A 17,076-nucleotide genomic window follows, 5' to 3' on the forward strand; every position below is an offset into this window, starting at 1 on the left:
CGACGAGCAACCAGCACCGGACCCGGTGCCGCAGAGAGCCGACTCCGGCACCGGGCCCGGCAGCGTCGAGGCAGCCCCCGCCGTCCGCACCACCGGACACCGAGGGTGCGTCGACGCATCACGCCCCACCCTCTCAAGGAGCTCTTCATGATCAGACCACCGTGGATACGCGCCGTCAGACGCGCGCTGCTCGCGGCCGGTGCCACCGCCGCGCTCGCCGCCGGCCTGCTCACCGCCACAGCCACCACATCACAGGCCGCCACCCAGGGACCGTGCGACATCTACGCCGCGGGCAACACCCCCTGCGTCGCCGCACACAGCACCACCCGCGCCCTGTACGGGGCGTACAACGGTCCGCTCTACCAGGTCAGGCGCGCCTCCGACAACGCCACCCTGAACATCGGCGTGCTCAGCGCCGGCGGATACGCCAACGCCGCCGCGCAGGACTCCTTCTGCGCAAACACCAGCTGCGTCATCACCGACATCTACGACCAGTCCGGCAAGGGCAACGACCTCACCCAGGCACCCGCGGGCGGAGCCGCAAGCGGTCCGGACAACCTCGCCAACGCCGTCGAAGCCCCCGTCACCGTCGGCGGCCACAAGGCGTACGGCGTCTACGTCGCCCCCGGCACCGGCTACCGCAACGACCACACCAACGGCATCGCCACCGGCGACCAGCCCGAGGGCATGTACGCGATCTTCGACGGCACGCACTTCAACGGCGGCTGCTGCTTCGACTACGGCAACGCCGAGACCAACGACCACGACACCGGCAACGGCCACATGGAGGCCATCTACTTCGGCAACAACAAGGTCTGGGGCTCCGGCAGCGGGAACGGCCCCTGGATCATGGCCGACCTGGAAAATGGCCTGTTCTCCGGCGTGAACCAGCACCTCAACACGGGCGACCCCACCGTCACCAACCGGTTCCTGACCGCCATGGTCAAGGGTGGCCCGAACCAGTGGGCCATCCGTGGCGGCGACGCCCAGTCGGGCGGCCTGTCCACCTTCTACAGCGGCGTGCGCCCCAACGTCTCCGGCTACAACCCGATGCACAAGGAAGGCGCGATCATCCTGGGCATCGGCGGTGACAACAGCAAGGGGGCCCAGGGCACCTTCTACGAAGGTGTCATGACCCAGGGCTACCCCTCGGACGCCACCGAGAACGCCGTCCAGGCCAACATCACCGCCGCCGGCTACAACAGCGGCTCGACCAGCACCGGCTCACTGACCCCCGGCTCGCGGATCTCACTGAGGGCCACCACCTCGCCCTGCTGCACCTCGCACTACCTGCGCCACAACGACGCCGACACCAAGGTCGTCATCTCCAGCATCGACTCCGCCAGCTCGGCCACCGACAAGGCGGACGCCACCTGGATCGTCCGCGCCGGACTGGCCAACACCTCCTGCCTGTCCTTCGAGTCCGTCGACAAGCCCGGCCAGTTCCTGCGCCACTTCAACTACCAGCTCAACCTGAACTACGACGACGGCGGCAGTGCGTTCGCGAAGGACGCCACCTTCTGCCCGACCACGGGCAACAGCGGGGTCGGCAACTCCTTCCAGTCCTTCAACTTCCCGACGAAGTACATCCGCCACTACAACTTCACGGCCTACATAGCCAGCAACGGCGGCACCAACGCCTGGGACTCCACGACGTCGTGGGCCCAGGACACCAGCTGGCTCACCGCCTCTCCCTGGAGCTGACGAGCAACCGGCCTCTCTGAGTGCCTACACGGAGCGAGCACGGCAGCCTTGCAAAATCGCAGGCAGGCCGTGCTCGCTTCCTTCTCACAGGGTCAACCGCCGACGGTCCCCGGCCCGTCGGCAGGTGCGCACTTGGCCGCCACATCCGCGAAGTCAGTGCAGGACACGGTCCGAACGCATCCGGCCCAGCAGCTCAACGGGCAGATCCGCGAGCAGGAACGCCGGGCGGGTCACGTCGTAACCGGCATCGACGACGACCAGGACGGGCGGGTCACCGATCCGCCACTGGCCTGCCACATACAGCCGCTGGAACACTTCCCGGACCTGGGCGGCGGTGACGGCGATCGTGTCGTCCCACGGGCACAGCCGGACCACGTCCAACACGGCAGTCCACGAAGTCCGGTCGCCCTCGCGCAGGTACTGGGACGAACCGCAAGGCGGCATCACCATGCCGATCGGTGGTGCCGCCTTCTGCCCGCGGTCGGCGCTTCGGCCGTTGCGCCACTTCCAGCCGGTCCCCACGGATCTCGAAGTCCATTGCATCCCCTGAAACGGGGTGTTGCAACGACCTCTGGAACTGAAGGGGTGGGAAGGGCCCTTCGGTGGTCCTACTCGGTGCGCAGGCCGTCCGGCCGCATCAGCCGTAGCAGCGGCGGCAGGCTGAGCACGGTCACCAGCAGGACGACGCCGGTGGCGATGCCGGTCATGGACAGGACGCTCGCCCAGTCCACGCCCACCGGCTTGCCCGTCATCTTCAGCAGTGCCGCGCCCAGTGCCATCCCGATCGCCGTGGCCAGCGTCAGGCCGAGGCCGATCGGGATCGCCGTCTGCCACAGCACGGACAGGCACAGGGTGCGGCGCCGGGTGCCGAAGGCGATGAGCGACGACAGCAGTTTGCGGCGCTCGCGCAGCTGCTCCAGCTGGGAGACCAGCAGACTCGCGCCGATCAGCGCCAGTACGCAGGCGGCGCCGACGAACAGGCCGGTGCGGATGGAGGCGTAGGTGTCGTCGCTCTTGCTGGACACCAGCATCACCGGGTCGCTGGTCAGACCGAGACGACGGGCCGTGTTCCGCGCGTAATCGGGTGCGTCCGCCGGCTTCTGGTCGAGTACGAGGTAGATCTGCCCGTGGAGAGCGTGTGGGGCGCCTGAGGGCAGGGCGCCCGGTGTCAGCAGTAGGCCGCCACCTTTGTTCCCGGACGGGTCCGCGATCGCCCGTGCCTGCTGCACGTCCGCCGGTACGGTCCAGGGCGTCCGCCTGGCACCGGATCCGTCTTTGGTGTCGAACCAGAGCGTGCTGCCGGGCCTGGACATCTTCGGCGTCGCCTCCTCGTCTGCGTCTGCGCCACCCCGGACGACGAAGGCGTCACCGTCCTTGCAGGAGGGGAGGGAAGCCACCGCGCGCAGCGACGCACAGTCGGCGATGGTGACACGGGCGGAGTGCTGGCTGTCGGCGGGCTCGCGCCGGTCGCTGACGAAGCCCTCGTCGAAGGCGTAGACCTTGGCGACACCCTTGGTCGCCCTGAAGCCGGCCGCCGCCCGGGCGAGCGGGACCTCGTCCCACAGGTCCGCGTACATCTGGGCCCGGGCGGGGTCGTTGGCGGTGTGCTTGGTGTACTGGCCCTGCAGCCCGGAGAACAGCATCTGCAGGGCGATGGCGCCCGCCACCGCGACCGCGGTGCCGTTGACCGTGCGGGCGGCCGTTCCGCTGCTCAACTGGAGTCGGCGGGTGGCCAGTTGCCAGGCGACTGCGCCGGAGCCGAGCCGGGCGACGACCGTCTCCACGACCCACGGCAGCAGCGCGGTCACCCCGACGAGCAGCAGGAGGACACCACCGGTGACCTGGTACTGGTTGAAGTCCTTGCCGTACCGGTCCTTGCCGATCATCGGGTAGAGCAGTCCGAGCCCGCCCACGGGCAGCAGTATCCGCCACCACAGCCGGCGCCGCGGGGGCTTCGCGGTGCGCACCACGCCGAGCGGCTCGATCACCACGCCCCGCAGCGCGAACAGCGTGACCAGCACGGCGGCCGCCAGGACCGCGGCCGCGACCAGCAGGGCGAGCAGGGGGGAGGGGTTGAGATAGCTGGGGAACACGCTCACGCCGAACAGGTCCACGGACCCGGAGAGCTCCCGGACGATCAGGAAGAAGACCGTGCCGAAGAGCAGGCCCGCCAGGGAGCCGGCGAGAGCTTCGTCGGCGGCGATCCGCCGGGTCATCCCGCTGTCCGAGCCCACCAGTCGCAGGGCCGCCAGTCGCCGGTCCCGGCGCTCGCCGCCGAACCGTACGGCCGAGGCGACGAAGACGCCGACCGGCAGCAGCAGCACCAGGAACCCGACGAGGGCGAGCAGGACGAGGGCGGGGTCCTTTTTCTCCGGGGCCTTGTACCCTGCGCCGAATCGGTCGATGCGTTCGACGCCGCCGCTGTCCTGCCTGACCACGAGATGGTCGGCGCCGCGGTAGAAGGCGAGCTCCTGGGCCCCGATGAGGCCGGGTTCGGCGATGGTGCCGACGATCCGCTCCGGCAACCGCTCGCGCAGCAGCTTCCCCTCGCCGGACTCCAGCAGCCCCTTCAGCGCGGGGGAGACCACCATCTCGCCCACCCCCGGAAACCTCGAGACCCCCGGCGGCAGGGGCGCCTTCGGCCCCTCGGGCTGCAACTCCCGCCCGCGCACCTCCTTGTCACGGAAGGTGGTCCCGGCATCGCCGACCACCAGGGTGTCGTCCGCCTTCTTGAGCGGCGACTTGTCGGCCACGCCCAGCGCTCCGAACGTGAGGTCGGTGCGCGCGTCCTCCCGGTCGTGCCGGACGGCCAGCGCGTTCGGCAGCGCGGTGGCGAACAGCAGCAGTGCCACACCGAGCCCCACGCCGACGGCGGTGAGCAGCATCCGCACCGACCCGTCCCGCCCGCCGGCGAAAGCGAATCTGACCCCCATACCCAGGTCTCTGGACCACCGGCGCCCGCTCATACGGCGCGCTCCATGTCCCGGGACCTGCCGTCGCGTACGACGATCTCGCGGTCGGAGTAGGCGGCGACCCGCGCCTCGTGCGTGACCAGCACGACGGCCGCGTTGGTCGACCGGGCTGCTTCCGTCAGCAGACCCATCACGCGCTCGCCGTTGAGCGAGTCGAGCGCGCCGGTGGGCTCGTCCGCGAACAGCACCCGCGGGCTGGTGACCAGCGCGCGGGCGACGGCGACGCGCTGGCCCTGACCACCGGAGACCTCGCCGGGCCGCTTCTTCGCGAGGTCGTCGACCTCCAGCCGCTCCATCTACGACAGGGCGGCCCGCTCGGCCTCCTTGCGGGAGGTGCCGTTCAGCCGCAGCGGCAGCGCCACGTTCTCCACGCACGTCAGCTCGGGCACCAGCTGACCGAACTGGAAGACGAAGCCGAACTCGGAGCGGCGCAGCGCACTGCGCTGGGCGTCGCTCATGGTGGCCAGCTCACGCCCGTTGTAGGTGATGGACCCGGAATCGGGCGTCACGATCCCCGCGAGACAGTGCAGCAGCGTCGACTTGCCGGACCCGGACGGTCCCATCACGGCGACGACCTCACCGGCGTGGATGGAGAACTCTGCGCCGTCCAGCGCGGTGGTCGGCCCGTACGCCTTGCGCAGCCTGTCGGCGACGAGCAGAGAACCCGGAGGCACAGGAGTCACGCGGTCACCGCCTCGGCGAGCTTGTCCAGACGCGCGGCGGTCAGCTCCAGCCAGCGCAGATCCGCCTCCAGGTGGAACAGGGCGTGGTCGCAGATCAACTGGTCGGCCAGTCCGCCCTTGCGCTTGCGGTCGGTCAGGATCCGCATGCTGCGCAGGTGCTCGGAACGCTGCGTGTCGAGGATGCCGCCCGCGTCACGGTGCGTCAGCAGCGCGAGGACGACCTTGCTGTACAGCAGCGACTGAAGGTACGGCTCGGGCTTCTCCGGCGTCGCGAGCCACCGCTCCACGTCGGTGATCCCGGCGTCGGTGATCGCGTACCGCTTGCGCTCGGGCCCACCGCCCGCCTCGACGCCGTCGACTTCGACGAGCCCGTTCTTCAGCAGCCGGGACATCGTCGCGTAGACCTGGCCGTAGTGCAGCGGCCGGTCGTGACCGAACTTCTCGTCGAAGGCCCGCTTCAGGTCGTAACCGTGCCGCGGACCGGACTCCAGGAGTCCCAGAAGGGTGTTGCCGATGGACATGCGCGGCACTCTACACACCATGTATACGCGGCATGTATACGCGCAGTGTTGAGATCACGGCGGGGGGTACGTTCATGCAGGTGGGGTGCCTTTGTCACGGTTCTGACACGACGTGCCCTCTCTTCGGGGGCGGGGTGCGTGACCTCTGACAGGGGATCTTGCTCGTTTGTCAAATGATCTTGACGGCTAGTAGGTTTCTGCCACTTGATCTTGACCGGTGGGTCTCGTCTGGTGAGGGAAGACCGTGACTGTTGCCGCGCTGGCGTACGGCGATGCCGTCTTGTCGGCCTTTGAGCTGGGCTTTGTCGATGGCGGGCAGCGTCGTCGACTGCCGTTGGGTCAGGGCTGGAACCGTCGGTTCGAGGCGGCCGATCCGGTCCGGGAGTTCGGCTGGGCCAAGGGCGGGGAGAGTTTCGCGGGCTGGTACTACTCGGCCACGGTGGGCGGTCACGTGGGCTACGAGTCGTGGCTGGAGCGGGATCGGCTGATCCTGCTGGACCGGGAGCCCGACGTGGTCGGGATCGCGTCGCAGCCGTTCTGGCTGCACTGGCACGACGGGAAGCGGCAGCGTCGGCACGCGCCCGACTACTTCGTACGGCTGGGGAACGGCCGGGGCCGGGTCGTGGATGTGCGGGCCGGCGACCGGATCGACCGGTCGGCTGCGGAGTCGTTCGAAGAGACGGAGCGGGCCTGTCGCGCGGTGGGCTGGGAGTTCGTCCGTGTCGGCGAGCCGGATCCGGTGCTGATGGCGAACGTGCGGTGGCTGTCGCGCTACCGCCGGCGCCGCTGCGCGCGACCGGACGTCGTCGAGCGGCTGCTGCGGGTGTTCGAGGAACCGGCCCCGCTGAGGGCCGGGGCGGTGCGGGTCGGTGACCCGATGCTGGTGCTGCCCGTGCTGTTCCACCTGCTGTGGTCGGACGTCCTGACCACTGATCTTGAGGGCGGGCTGCTGTCGTCCGACAGCCTCGTCGTGACGAGGGGAGAACGATGAGCGGACTGCAGCGACCGGTCGGAATCGAGGTCGGTTCCTGGGTGCGCCTGGCCGGGCAGGTCCGCGCCGTCGTGGGCGTCACGGCGAGGGCGGTGACGCTGACGGACACGCAGGACGGCTGGCAGGTCATGTCGGTGAAGGACCTGACGGGCGCCGCGGACTTCGCCGTCGTCGACATCCCGGTGCGGATGCCGCTTCCGGCCTCGTCACGGCTGGAGACGTTCCCGCCCAAGGCGGTCGAGAAGGCGCTGTGGTGGGAGGGGCACATCCTCGAAGTGCTGCACGGGCGGCCTCCGGAGGCCGCTCCGGAGGCCGCTCCGCGGCCGGAGTACGCTCCGGACCGTTCGCTGACGGCCCGCCAGCGGGCCAAGGCCGCCGAGTTGACGGCGGCCGGTGACAAGGTGTCGGCCAGCGCGGTCGGCAACCTGCGGCGCCGCTACCAGGCCGAGGGCGTGCTCGGCCTGGTCGACCACCGCCAAGCCGCGAAGCGGCCTGAGTTCGGCTCGGTGGACGAGCGGGTGGTGGCGGCGATGCGCATGGCCATCAGCGAAGCCGTCGACGCCTCGACCAGGACCGGGTCGTTCATCCTCTGGCGGACCGGAGAGATCCTGCGCCAGAGCTCGGGTGCCCAGGATCTCGAGGTGCCCTCGCAGCGAACTCTCTACCGGTTGCTGGCGAAGCTCACCGACGGCACTCACACCTTCAGCGCAGCAGGCACCCGCCGGTCCAAGGCCCATGGGGCCAAGGCGCCGTTCGGCGAGCTTCCGGCGTTCGCCCCGGGCGAGGTCATGCAGATCGACTCGACGCCGCTGGACGTGATGGTCCTGCTGGACGACGGCGTCCCGGGCCGGGTCGAACTGACGGCCATGATCGACGTGGCGACGAGGACGCTCACCGCGGCGGTGCTGCGGCCCACCACGAAGGCGGTCGACGCGAGCGTGCTGCTGGCCCGCACGGTCACCCCGGAGCTGATGCGGCCCGGCTGGGCGGATGCGCTGAGGATGGCTCGCTCGGTCCTGCCGCACCGCCGGCTGCTGAGCCTGGACGAGCGCCTGGAGCATGCCGCAGCCCGGCCGGTGATCGTCCCGGAGATGATCGTCTGCGATCACGGCAAGGCGTTCATCTCCCGGAACTTCAAGTCGTCCTGCCGGTTCCTGGAGATCGATTTCCAGCCCGCGCACAAGGGCTCCGGTTTCGAGAAGGGCCACATCGAGTCGATGCTGGGCTCGGTGGCGACGCTGTTCGTCCAGTTCCTGCCCGGTTACACGGGCCGCGGCGCGGACCACCGCAGCCGCCACCCGGAGCGCGAGCGGATCTGGTCGCTGCTGGAACTGCAGGAGCTCCTGGACGAGTGGATCGTCGCCCACTGGCAGAACCGGCCGCACGACGGCCTGCGCGATCCCGACCACCCAGGCCGGCTGTTCACCCCGAACCAGAAGTACGCGACGCTGGTCGAGGCCTGCGGCTACGTCCCCGTCGCGCTATCCGGAGACGACTACGTCGAGCTGCTGCCTTCGGACTGGCGGGCGGTCAACGACTACGGAATCCGGGTCAAGAACCGCATCTACGACAGCCCCGGACTGACACCGATACGGCGCCAGGACTCCGGGATCCGCGCCAAGCGCGGGCTCTGGGAGGTCCGCCGCGACCCCTACGACGTCTCCCGGATCTGGGTACGCGACCACCGCGGCGAGGGGCGGCCGTGGATCCAGGCGACCTGGAAGCACCTGCACCGGGCACCGGTGCCCTTCGGTGATCTGGCCTGGGACCACGTCAGCCACCAGATGCCCGGCGCCACCGAGACGGAGATCGCCGACGCGGTCGCCTCCTTGCTCACCCGCGCCCACGCCGGGCCGTCAGCCGAACCCCGGCCCAAACCGACCAGACGCGACCGGCGGGTCGCCGCCCGGACCAAATCGGCCGGACCGTCGACCCCGCTGCCCACGCAGGCTGCTGATGAGCCCGCACCTGATCCCCGCCCGGAGGCGGCTCCGGACCGGGACAAGCTCGCCGACGTCATCCCGCTCGGCCTGTTCGACCCGCTCGAAGACCCCTGGAGACGACGATGACGCTGCCGGAACACGACGACGCCGGGCAGCAGCTGACGAACAAGGACGGCTGGCGCCGGTTCGTCGCAGGCAATCCGCCGACACGGTCCATACCGTCCCCGGAGGTATACGCCCACCTCGCGGACCCGCTGCGAAGGCAGTACGACCAGATACGCATCGACCACCACTCCCGCCTCCTGGTGGTCGCCACCTCCACGGTCCGCCACGCCGTGACCTGCGGCCGTCGCCTGATCATGCTCAACCGGCACGCGATCAGCGCCCGCCGGGGGCTGATCGTCTCCGGCCCCGCCGGCACCGGCAAGACCATCGCCATCACCCAGCTCGGTCTGTCCCACGAACTCAGCGACAGTGCCGTCCATCCCAAGGCCGTTGGCCGGATCCCGGTCCTCTACGTCACCGTCCCGCCGGCCGCGACCGCCCGCATGATCGCCGCCGAGTTCGCACGCTTCCTCGGTGTCCCGGTCCATCGCCGGTTCAACACCACCGACATCATCGAGGCCGTCGTCGGTATCTGCACCACCGCCCGCACCGGCCTGGTGATCGTCGACGAAGTGCACAACATCTCCCTCACCACCCGCCAGGGCGCCGAGGTCTCCGACACCCTCAAGTACTTCTCCGAGCGGATCCCGGCGACATTCATCTACGCGGGGATCGACATCGAGCACAGCACGATCCTCTCCGGCACCCGCGGAGCCCAGATCGCTGGACGGTTCACCCTCATCCCGACCCACCCCTTCCCCTACAAAGCAGAGTGGACAGGGCTGGTCAAAACGATGGAGGACACCCTCCTGCTGCACCACCACCAGCCCGGCACGCTCGTCGGCCTGGACCGCTACCTGCACGATCGCACCGGCGGCATGATCGGCGCCCTCTCACACCAGATCCGCGGAGCCGCGATCGACGCCATCCTCACCGGCGCCGAGAAGATCACCCAAACCGAACTCGAAGCCGTCCCCCTGGACGTCACCGCCACCGCGCAAACTCCCCGGGCAAGGAAAACCGGCAGGTGAACAGCCACAAGGAGCCTGCCCAGCCGGTCGCGGAGCTGCCGATCCAGATCTTTCCCCGCCCCTGCGAAGGCGTCGAGGCGTTCGTCACCCGCCTCGCCCAGGCCAACCACCTCAAGCCGGCCTATCTGCGCTTCCACCTCTGTGACCCACCCGGCTACCGCAGCACCCTCAGCTGGAACCGCCTCGCCGCCGCGACCGCACGAGACCCCCGCGAACTGCAAGATCTCCTGGAAGGGACCCCGCCGCCATCACCCGTCCGCCTGGAATGCGAGTACTGCGGCAGACGGCCACAGGGAAGCACACCCCGGCCGCCACCATGGTGGTGCTCCGCCCGCTGCCGACGCAGAAGCGATCTTGTGAGCCGCTCTCCCTCAAGCCGCGGCAAAATCCCCGGACAGCGCGAAACCCTCTCCTGCATGGCTTGCGGCGCCGACTTCACCCGACCCGCGAACAGCCAGCGCGACGCATGCTCACCGCGCTGCCACGCAAGGAGTATCCGCACACGGCAAGCCGAGCTCGCCCTCTACGAGAACCCCGACACTGCTGGAATGGATACGGCCGAACAAAGCTCAGGCGCGTGAGGCAGGAGGGGAGGTATTGGCTGGTATGTCACTGCTGTACCCCGTGTTCCACAGCTACGGTCTGGTGTCACTCAAGACTGTCCGGCTGGTGGGCAGTTGGGCTGTACAGCGAAAGGGAGACTGTTTCGTGCGATTAAGATCCGTTGCAAGCGCGTTTGCGTTCTCGGTGGCGCTGGTCGCTGCCAGCACCCAGACGGCGCTGGCAGACCCACCACCGAATCCGGGACCGCCTGAGCTCACGGTGACTGTGCAGGACGCAGCCCCGGAAGCGACGAGCTGCGAGTTCTACGCGTCGCAGCCCAGGCACAGTGGCTCCCGGATGACGGGTACCGGAGGCATCAGCACGTGCTCAGGTGGTCCCGTGGCCTGCACCAGCGAGGTGGACCTCGAGTACTACAGCAACACTTCGAGCATGTGGTACACAACCGGAACCGGGCGTCAGTCCCTGTGCGCGCCACCGCTGCGGTCGTCCACCGCACCAGCAACCTGCGTGAACCACCCCGGTGACCCAAACCGTGCCTTCCGCACCACCACGTACGGGACCTTCGTGAGCTCGAGCGGCACCCATGCCAGCGGCACCGTGTACAGCGACCTTCTGTACGTCCCCTGCACCTAGTGGGAAATTGGAGGGCCTGGTGGTCGTCGGGCTGCCCCCGGCGCCGGGCCCTCCACTCGCCGGCGAGAGGAACGACCGTGACCTCGGACCACGACATGCTGTGGCATCGGTGCGCGTATCTGGGCCGTGTCCTGCTGCCGCTGGTGGACAAAGAGCCGTGGCGGCAGGCTCGCCGCCACGAGAACCTGCAGGCCTGGGGCATCGACACGGCTGCAGGCGAGCGGCTGATCGAGACCTTCGCGGCCCTCGCGGCCCATGCCGTAGCGGTTGACGCTTCCCTGTCCGTCGCAGGATTAGATGCTGTGTCCCTCAGGGTTGTGGCCGACGCGGCGACCGGCAAGCGCGACTACGAATTGCTCGCCGGACTCCCGAGCACCTTCGCCGACGACCGTGACGGACACATCATCAACGTCTTCCGCCTGTACATCTACAAGGGTGGGCAGTACAGCCACCAACTCACCCAGCTGAGTACGGAACTGCGTCATGCGCTGCTCGTCCTCGCCGAACGCGCGCCGATACCGTCACCCACGTGCGGGGACGTCTTCCGTCGAGCCGCCGAGGCCGGCCTGACCCAGTGATCACGGCGATCAAACCGCAGGGGCCACTGAAACAGGCGGTCAAACTCACCTGGCAAAGGGTCAAGATCTCCTGTCAGAGGTCAGTGCGCTTGGGTAGCCGCCCGGCCCTCCGTCGGTGCGTCCACGACGGGAACTCGCCGGCGAGTGCGGTCGCCGGCCCTGCCGCTGACCTCCGTAGGCAGCCGCTGACGGCGAGAGAGGAGATGGCGACCCCACCCAGAGGTGCCCTTGTGAGCTCGGCATTCGATGTATACATGCGAGGTATACACCTCGTGTAGAGTGATCGTCGCGGCTGTCCACGCCGTGGGGTGAAGTACTGAGCAACGAGTGACGAGCGGCCAGAGAGCGACCTTGACGATCAGCAACGACGAGTATGCCGGGCGTTCAGCGCATTGGATCCAGACAGCTCCCTCGGCTGTACTGAGCGCCGGCGCCCGGCCCCGGCCGTACCTGGCCGTAGCGATGTCGGCGGCGGGCGTAGTCCTGTTCGCGCTGGTCGGAGCCAGCGCGCCCAATCACAACACCCTACGGGCACCGATCCCGTGGTTCCGGCTGCCGGCGATGGCCGGGACCCTCTCCGAGGCGGTCACCTGGGGGGCCATCGTGCTGTCCTGCCTCGGCACACTCGGCATGCTCCACGCCCACAGGCGGGGCTGGAGACCGGACGTCCGCCTCGTGTTCCGGGTGGGCGTGATCGCCGTACTCGTCGTCGCGAACCTCACCCCGGTCGGTTCGTCGGACACGGCCAGTTACGCCGCGTACGGCCGGATCGCCGCGCTCGGCGGTGACCCGTATGTGACGACCCCCGCCCACCTCGGCGGTGCCTACGCTCATCTGGTGAGCGAGTCGTGGCTGAACACGCCGTCCGTGTACGGGCCGGTGGCCACGTGGTGGCAGGCCGGTGCGGCGTTCGTCGGCGGGGAGCGGCCGTGGCTGACGATTTGGGCGCTGATGCTCGTGAACGCGGCCGCGTTCGTGGCCACCGGCAGCCTGTTGATCCGCACCGCCGAGGACCCGGTCCCCGCCGGCCTGCTGTGGATCGCCAACCCGCTCCTGATCGGCGTCCTCGTCGCGGGCGGGCACCTGGACACCATCGTCGCCTGCCTGGCCGTCTGCGCGGTTCACCTCGCTCGCAGATCGACCAGGTGGTACCACGATGTCGCCGTCGGAGGGCTCGTCGGCCTGGCCTGCGGAGTCAAGATCAGCGCCGCGCTGCTCTGCGTGGGACTGGCCTGGCCGCTCCTGCGCTCGGGCAGGTGGCGCTCGGCCGGCCGCCAGACAGGCACGGCCGCGCTGGTGCTCGCGGTCCTCTACGGCGTCCATGGCACGCAGGCTCTCGCCCCGCTCTCCGCCGCCTCACAGCTGGTGTCCAAGCCCTCGCTGTGGGCGGTGTTCGACCACGTCGGCACCACTCTGCTGGGCCCTCGTGCGGCCGCCGCGGCCGTGAGCGTCCTGTGGCCCGTCCTGATGCTCTCGCTGGCAGGGGTACTTCGCCGCCGCGTCCCGCAGGACACACCTGCCGTCGTCGCCGTGCCGTTCGCGCTGGCCTTCGCCTGGGTCCTCACGGCTCCGTGGTCGATGCCCTGGTACACGGGACTGGCCTGCGCCCTGGCGGCCCTGACCCGCCTGGACCGCTTCACCCCGTACCTCACCGTGACCACCGCCGTCCTCGCCCTGTCCCACAACAGCGGTGGTCACGGCTGGACATGGTGAGTATCGACAGCCTCGCGGCAAGGGCGACGCCCGGACGTCGCCCGACTACCTGCGGCTCGGCATCTGTCCTGTACACCACTGGTCATCCACGGCCGGTCCGTTAGAGGACGTTCCGGTTGAAGACCTGATAGTGCCGAGTCCGGGCATGCCGGCGGGCTGGAGCCCTTCGACCCTGGCCTCCTGTCTGAGGCGGAAGCAGGGAGTGAGGGGCGGGTTGTCGTTGTGCTGGGCGATACATAGCAGGTGATCCCCGGTTACCGAAACCCGGGATTGTGCAGACCCTTGAGGTGTTCGGTGCTGCTTCCGCATCTGGCCATGGGTGGCGGTGGGAGCAGCCCTGATGGCCGTGGCGCCTCTTGCTGCCACGCAGCGGCGCCTCAGGCTATGTGGAGTGTCGCACCATCAAGGAGAGTGAGTGGTTCTGTCCGTTCCGATCAAGAAGCTCCCGCCGAATGCGAAGGGGGAGGTCCGGTACCGGTTCGTGGTCGATGTGGGGGCCGACCCCGTCACGGGGAAGCGTAAGCAGGTGACTCGGACCTTCGGCACGCTTGAGTGAGAACGCGCTGCGGCGAGTCCGGCCCGGTGGGCGGGGCACACCAAGGTAGAGACGACGCAGCGCTGGTACGTGAAACCCGGTGTGGAGGATTTGCGTCCGGTGGCGGATGCGTGGGGAGGTTTGGCCAGTGGTGCTGCCTCCGCTCACGAGGAGAATGTGAGATGTGGGAGCGTGGGCGGGTGAGTGAGAAGAACGTCGAAACTTTGCAATACCGCTTTGACGGGCCAGAAGGCGCCCCGGTCCTGGTCATGGGGACCTCCCTCGGTGCTACATGGCACATGTGGGACCGCCAGGTGCCCGAGCTGGCGAAGCAGTGGCGCGTCTTCCGCTTCGATCTGCCGGGGCACGGCGGCGCGCCCGCGTACCCGGTGGGCTCGGTGGACGAACTCGCCTCCCGGCTGCTGGCCACGCTCGACGGGCTCGGCGTGCAGCGCTTCGGCTACGCGGGCTGTGCGCTCGGCGGTGCGATCGGTCTCGAGCTGGCCCTGCGCCACCCCGAGCGGCTCGCCTCGCTCGTGGTGATCGCCGCCTCGCCCCGCTTCGGCACGGCCGACGAGTTCCGGCAGCGCGGGGTGATAGTGCGGACGAACGGGCTCGACCCCATCGCCCGTACCTCCCCCGACCGCTGGTTCACCGGCGGGTTCACCGCCGCGCAGCCCGCGATCACCGACTGGGCCGTGCAGATGGTCCGCACCACGGATCCCGGCTGCTACATCGCCGCCTGCGAGGCCCTTGCCGCGTTCGACGTACGGCCCGAACTCGGCCGCGTCGGCGTGCCCACCCTTGTGCTCGTCGGTTCGGAGGACAAGGTCACCGGCCCCGCCGAGGCCCGCACCCTGGTCGCCGGCATACCCGACGCGCGCCTCGCCGTCGTCCCCGGCGCCTCCCACCTGGTGCCGGTCGAGCAGCCCGCCGCCGTCACCGACCTGCTGGTCCGGCACTTCTCCACCGCCTGGCAGCCCGGCTACGTCGAGCCGTCCACGGGGCAGATCGCCATCCCGGCGACGCCCGCCAAGCCCGTACTCGCCCCGTCTCCGCAGCCCCACCAGCCCGCACCGATCGCCGAGATAGCCCCCGCCGCCGTCGTGCCGCCGCCGGTGAACGGACGTCCCGACCCCTACGACACCGGCATCAAGGTGCGCCGCGAGGTGCTCGGCGACGCACACGTCGACCGGGCGCTGGCGCAGGCGGACGAGTTCTCCGGGGACTTCCAGGAGTTCATCACCCGCTATGCGTGGGGTGAGATCTGGGACCGCCCCGGTCTCGACCGGCGTGCCCGCAGCTGCGTGACACTGGCCACCCTGGTCGCGGGCGGCCACCTGGACGAGCTCGCCTTCCACACCCGCGCCGCCCTGCGCAACGGCCTCACACCGAGCGAGATCAAGGAAGTACTGATGCAGTCGGCGGTCTACTGCGGCGTGCCGGCGGCGAACAGCGCGTTCAAGGTGGCCCAGCAGGTCATAAGAGAGGAAACGACCCCCACCGAGTGATCGTCAGCCGGGCAGCGAAAGCACCAGTCTCAGCTGCCCGAGCCGCCCGCGAACGGGGCAGGATGGGAGCCATGAAGCTCACGAAGAAGTCGCACTCCTGCGTCCGTCTGGAGAAGGACGGGCGCACGCTCGTCCTCGACCCCGGCGGGCTCAGCGAGCAGGACGCCGCGCTCGGCGCGGATGCCATCCTCGTCACGCACGAGCACCCAGACCACTTCGACGAGGGCCGGCTGCGGGCGGCCCTGGAAGCCAATCCGGCGGCCGACATCTGGACCCTCGCCTCGGTCGCGGAGCAGATCTCGGCCGCCTTCCCGGGCCGCGTGCACACCGTCGGCCACGGCGACACGTTCACCGCCGCGGGCTTCGACATCCAGGTCCACGGCGAGCTGCACGCCGTCATCCACCCGGACATCCCGCGCATCACGAACGTCGGCTACCTCGTCGACGGCGGCAAGGTCTTCCACCCCGGCGACGCCCTCACCGTCCCCGACCATCCGGTCGAGACGCTGATGCTCCCGGTGCAGGCACCCTGGAGCAAGATCTCCGAGGTCATCGACTACGTTCGCGAGGTCAAGCCGCAGCGCGCCTACGACATCCACGACGCCCTGCTCACCGACCTCGCCCGCCCGATCTACGACCGCCAGATCGGCACCCTCGGCGGCTCGGAGCACCTGCGGCTGACGCCCGGAGAGTCGGCGGAGGTCTGAGCACCGGGGCACGGCGGGCGGACCGGCCGCGTTGTCGGACCGGCCCGGTAGGTTGTGAGGCATGCGCATTGCGACCTGGAACGTGAACTCGATCACCGCCCGCCTGCCGAGGCTCCTGGCCTGGCTGGAGAGCAGTGGCACGGACGTGCTCTGCCTCCAGGAGGCCAAGCTGGCCGAGGAGCAGTTCCCGTTCGACGAACTGCGCGACCTCGGCTACGAGGCGGCGGTGAACGCGACCGGCCGGTGGAACGGCGTGGCGGTGCTCTCCCGCGTCGGCCTCAAGGAAGTGGTCAAGGGCCTGCCGGGCGACCCCGGTTACGACGGCAGCGAGGAGCCCCGGGCCATCTCGGCGACCTGCGGCCCGGTCCGCGTCTGGTCGGTGTACGTGCCGAACGGCCGAGAGGTGGACCACCCCCACTACGCCTACAAGCTCCAGTGGTTCGAGGCCCTGAAGGCCGCCGTCGCGGGCGACGCGGGCGGCAGCCGCCCCTTCGCCGTGCTCGGCGACTACAACGTGGCCCCGACGGACGACGACGTCTACGACGTGGCCGCCTTCGAGGGCCTCACCCACGTCACCCCCGCCGAGCGCGCAGCCCTGGCGTCCCTCCGCGAGGCCGGCCTCTCGGACGTGGTCCCCCGCCCCCTGAAGTACGAACACCCCTTCACCTACTGGGACTACCGCCAACTCTGCTTCCCCAAGAACCGAGGCATGCGCATCGACCTGGTCTACGGCAACGCCCCCTTCGCCAAGGCGGTCACGGACGCCTACGTGGACCGCGAGGAACGCAAGGGCAAGGGCGCATCGGACCATGCGCCGGTGGTGGTCGACCTGGACGTGTAGAGCAACGCCTTCAGACCCTTCGGCCCGCCGGGCGTGCACGGACA

The 17,076-nt window shown here is 69.5% G+C and carries 12 protein-coding genes and 2 pseudogenes; 10 read left to right on the plus strand and 4 right to left on the minus strand.

The features are described from left to right. Positions 1-147: 147 nt before the first annotated feature. Positions 148-1,704 (plus strand): alpha-L-arabinofuranosidase B, encoded by a 1,557-nt coding sequence (locus AB0N07_RS13230; RefSeq protein WP_365834337.1) that lies wholly within the window; start codon positions 148-150, stop codon positions 1,702-1,704. A 159-nt stretch (positions 1,705-1,863) separates the two neighbouring features. Here the strand turns inward: AB0N07_RS13230 and AB0N07_RS13235 are convergent. From AB0N07_RS13235 to AB0N07_RS13250, 4 genes and pseudogenes are all read right to left on the minus strand, one after another. Then, positions 1,864-2,106: pseudogene (locus tag AB0N07_RS13235) on the minus strand (transposase); the annotation flags it as partial. A gap of 206 nt (positions 2,107-2,312) precedes the next feature. Continuing rightward, complete coding sequence (locus AB0N07_RS13240; protein ID WP_365834338.1) at positions 2,313-4,670, minus strand: FtsX-like permease family protein; 2,358 nt, start codon at positions 4,668-4,670, stop codon at positions 2,313-2,315. Further along, positions 4,667-5,359 (minus strand): annotated as a pseudogene (locus AB0N07_RS13245) (ABC transporter ATP-binding protein). The gene AB0N07_RS13240 and the pseudogene AB0N07_RS13245 overlap by 4 nt, the downstream one beginning before the upstream one ends. Continuing rightward, positions 5,356-5,880, minus strand: a complete 525-nt coding sequence (locus AB0N07_RS13250) for a PadR family transcriptional regulator (RefSeq protein ID WP_365834339.1) — start codon at positions 5,878-5,880, stop codon at positions 5,356-5,358. Before AB0N07_RS13250 ends, AB0N07_RS13245 begins: the two are co-directional and overlap by 4 nt. 244 nt (positions 5,881-6,124) lie before the next feature. Between AB0N07_RS13250 and AB0N07_RS13255 the strand changes: the two genes are divergently transcribed. The 9 genes from AB0N07_RS13255 to AB0N07_RS13295 all read left to right on the plus strand — a co-directional run bounded on the left by AB0N07_RS13255 (position 6,125) and on the right by AB0N07_RS13295 (position 17,032). After that, a complete protein-coding gene (locus tag AB0N07_RS13255) occupies positions 6,125-6,871 on the plus strand; it encodes a TnsA-like heteromeric transposase endonuclease subunit (RefSeq protein ID WP_365834340.1) in 747 nt (248 codons plus the stop codon). Beyond that, positions 6,868-8,940, plus strand: coding sequence for a Mu transposase C-terminal domain-containing protein (locus tag AB0N07_RS13260; RefSeq protein WP_365834341.1), 2,073 nt, complete (start codon positions 6,868-6,870; stop codon positions 8,938-8,940). Before AB0N07_RS13255 ends, AB0N07_RS13260 begins: the two co-directional genes overlap by 4 nt. Beyond that, positions 8,937-9,950: an ATP-binding protein gene (locus AB0N07_RS13265; RefSeq protein WP_365834342.1), complete on the plus strand. Its 1,014-nt coding sequence runs from the start codon at positions 8,937-8,939 to the stop codon at positions 9,948-9,950. Before AB0N07_RS13260 ends, AB0N07_RS13265 begins: the two co-directional genes overlap by 4 nt. Next, complete coding sequence (locus AB0N07_RS13270; protein WP_365834343.1) at positions 9,947-10,531, plus strand: hypothetical protein; 585 nt, start codon at positions 9,947-9,949, stop codon at positions 10,529-10,531. The genes AB0N07_RS13265 and AB0N07_RS13270 overlap by 4 nt, the downstream gene beginning before the upstream one ends. A gap of 693 nt (positions 10,532-11,224) precedes the next feature. Continuing rightward, positions 11,225-11,725 carry a hypothetical protein gene (locus AB0N07_RS13275; protein ID WP_365834344.1) on the plus strand — a complete coding sequence of 167 codons (501 nt, stop codon included), beginning with the start codon at positions 11,225-11,227 and terminating at the stop codon, positions 11,723-11,725. Positions 11,726-12,076: 351 nt separating this feature from the next. Further along, positions 12,077-13,438, plus strand: coding sequence for a hypothetical protein (locus AB0N07_RS13280; RefSeq protein WP_365834345.1), 1,362 nt, complete (start codon positions 12,077-12,079; stop codon positions 13,436-13,438). Between the two features lie 717 nt (positions 13,439-14,155). Continuing rightward, positions 14,156-15,484, plus strand: a complete 1,329-nt coding sequence (pcaC, locus tag AB0N07_RS13285; RefSeq protein WP_365834346.1) for a 4-carboxymuconolactone decarboxylase — start codon at positions 14,156-14,158, stop codon at positions 15,482-15,484. A 71-nt stretch (positions 15,485-15,555) separates the two neighbouring features. Next, the gene (locus tag AB0N07_RS13290) at positions 15,556-16,191 is read left to right on the plus strand and encodes an MBL fold metallo-hydrolase (protein ID WP_365834347.1); all 636 of its coding nucleotides are present in this window, start codon (positions 15,556-15,558) and stop codon (positions 16,189-16,191) included. 61 nt (positions 16,192-16,252) lie between these two features. Beyond that, on the plus strand, positions 16,253-17,032 hold the full coding sequence (locus AB0N07_RS13295; RefSeq protein ID WP_365834348.1) for an exodeoxyribonuclease III: 780 nt from the start codon (positions 16,253-16,255) through the stop codon (positions 17,030-17,032). The last annotated feature ends 44 nt before the right edge of the window (positions 17,033-17,076 follow it).

Source organism: Streptomyces sp. NPDC051172 (genome assembly GCF_040682555.1).
Lineage (GTDB): Bacteria > Actinomycetota > Actinomycetes > Streptomycetales > Streptomycetaceae > Streptomyces.

Excerpts from the sequence above, each read along its gene's own strand:
- AB0N07_RS13230 (WP_365834337.1), top strand. The coding sequence starts at position 148 with ATGATCAGACCACCGTGGATACGCGCCGTCAGACGCGCGCTGCTCGCG.
- AB0N07_RS13240 (WP_365834338.1), bottom strand. The coding sequence starts at position 4,670 with ATGAGCGGGCGCCGGTGGTCCAGAGACCTGGGTATGGGGGTCAGATTC.
- AB0N07_RS13250 (WP_365834339.1), bottom strand. The coding sequence starts at position 5,880 with ATGTCCATCGGCAACACCCTTCTGGGACTCCTGGAGTCCGGTCCGCGG.
- AB0N07_RS13260 (WP_365834341.1), top strand. The coding sequence starts at position 6,868 with ATGAGCGGACTGCAGCGACCGGTCGGAATCGAGGTCGGTTCCTGGGTG.
- AB0N07_RS13265 (WP_365834342.1), top strand. The coding sequence starts at position 8,937 with ATGACGCTGCCGGAACACGACGACGCCGGGCAGCAGCTGACGAACAAG.
- pcaC (WP_365834346.1), top strand. The coding sequence starts at position 14,156 with ATGTGGGAGCGTGGGCGGGTGAGTGAGAAGAACGTCGAAACTTTGCAA.
- AB0N07_RS13290 (WP_365834347.1), top strand. The coding sequence starts at position 15,556 with ATGAAGCTCACGAAGAAGTCGCACTCCTGCGTCCGTCTGGAGAAGGAC.
- AB0N07_RS13295 (WP_365834348.1), top strand. The coding sequence starts at position 16,253 with ATGCGCATTGCGACCTGGAACGTGAACTCGATCACCGCCCGCCTGCCG.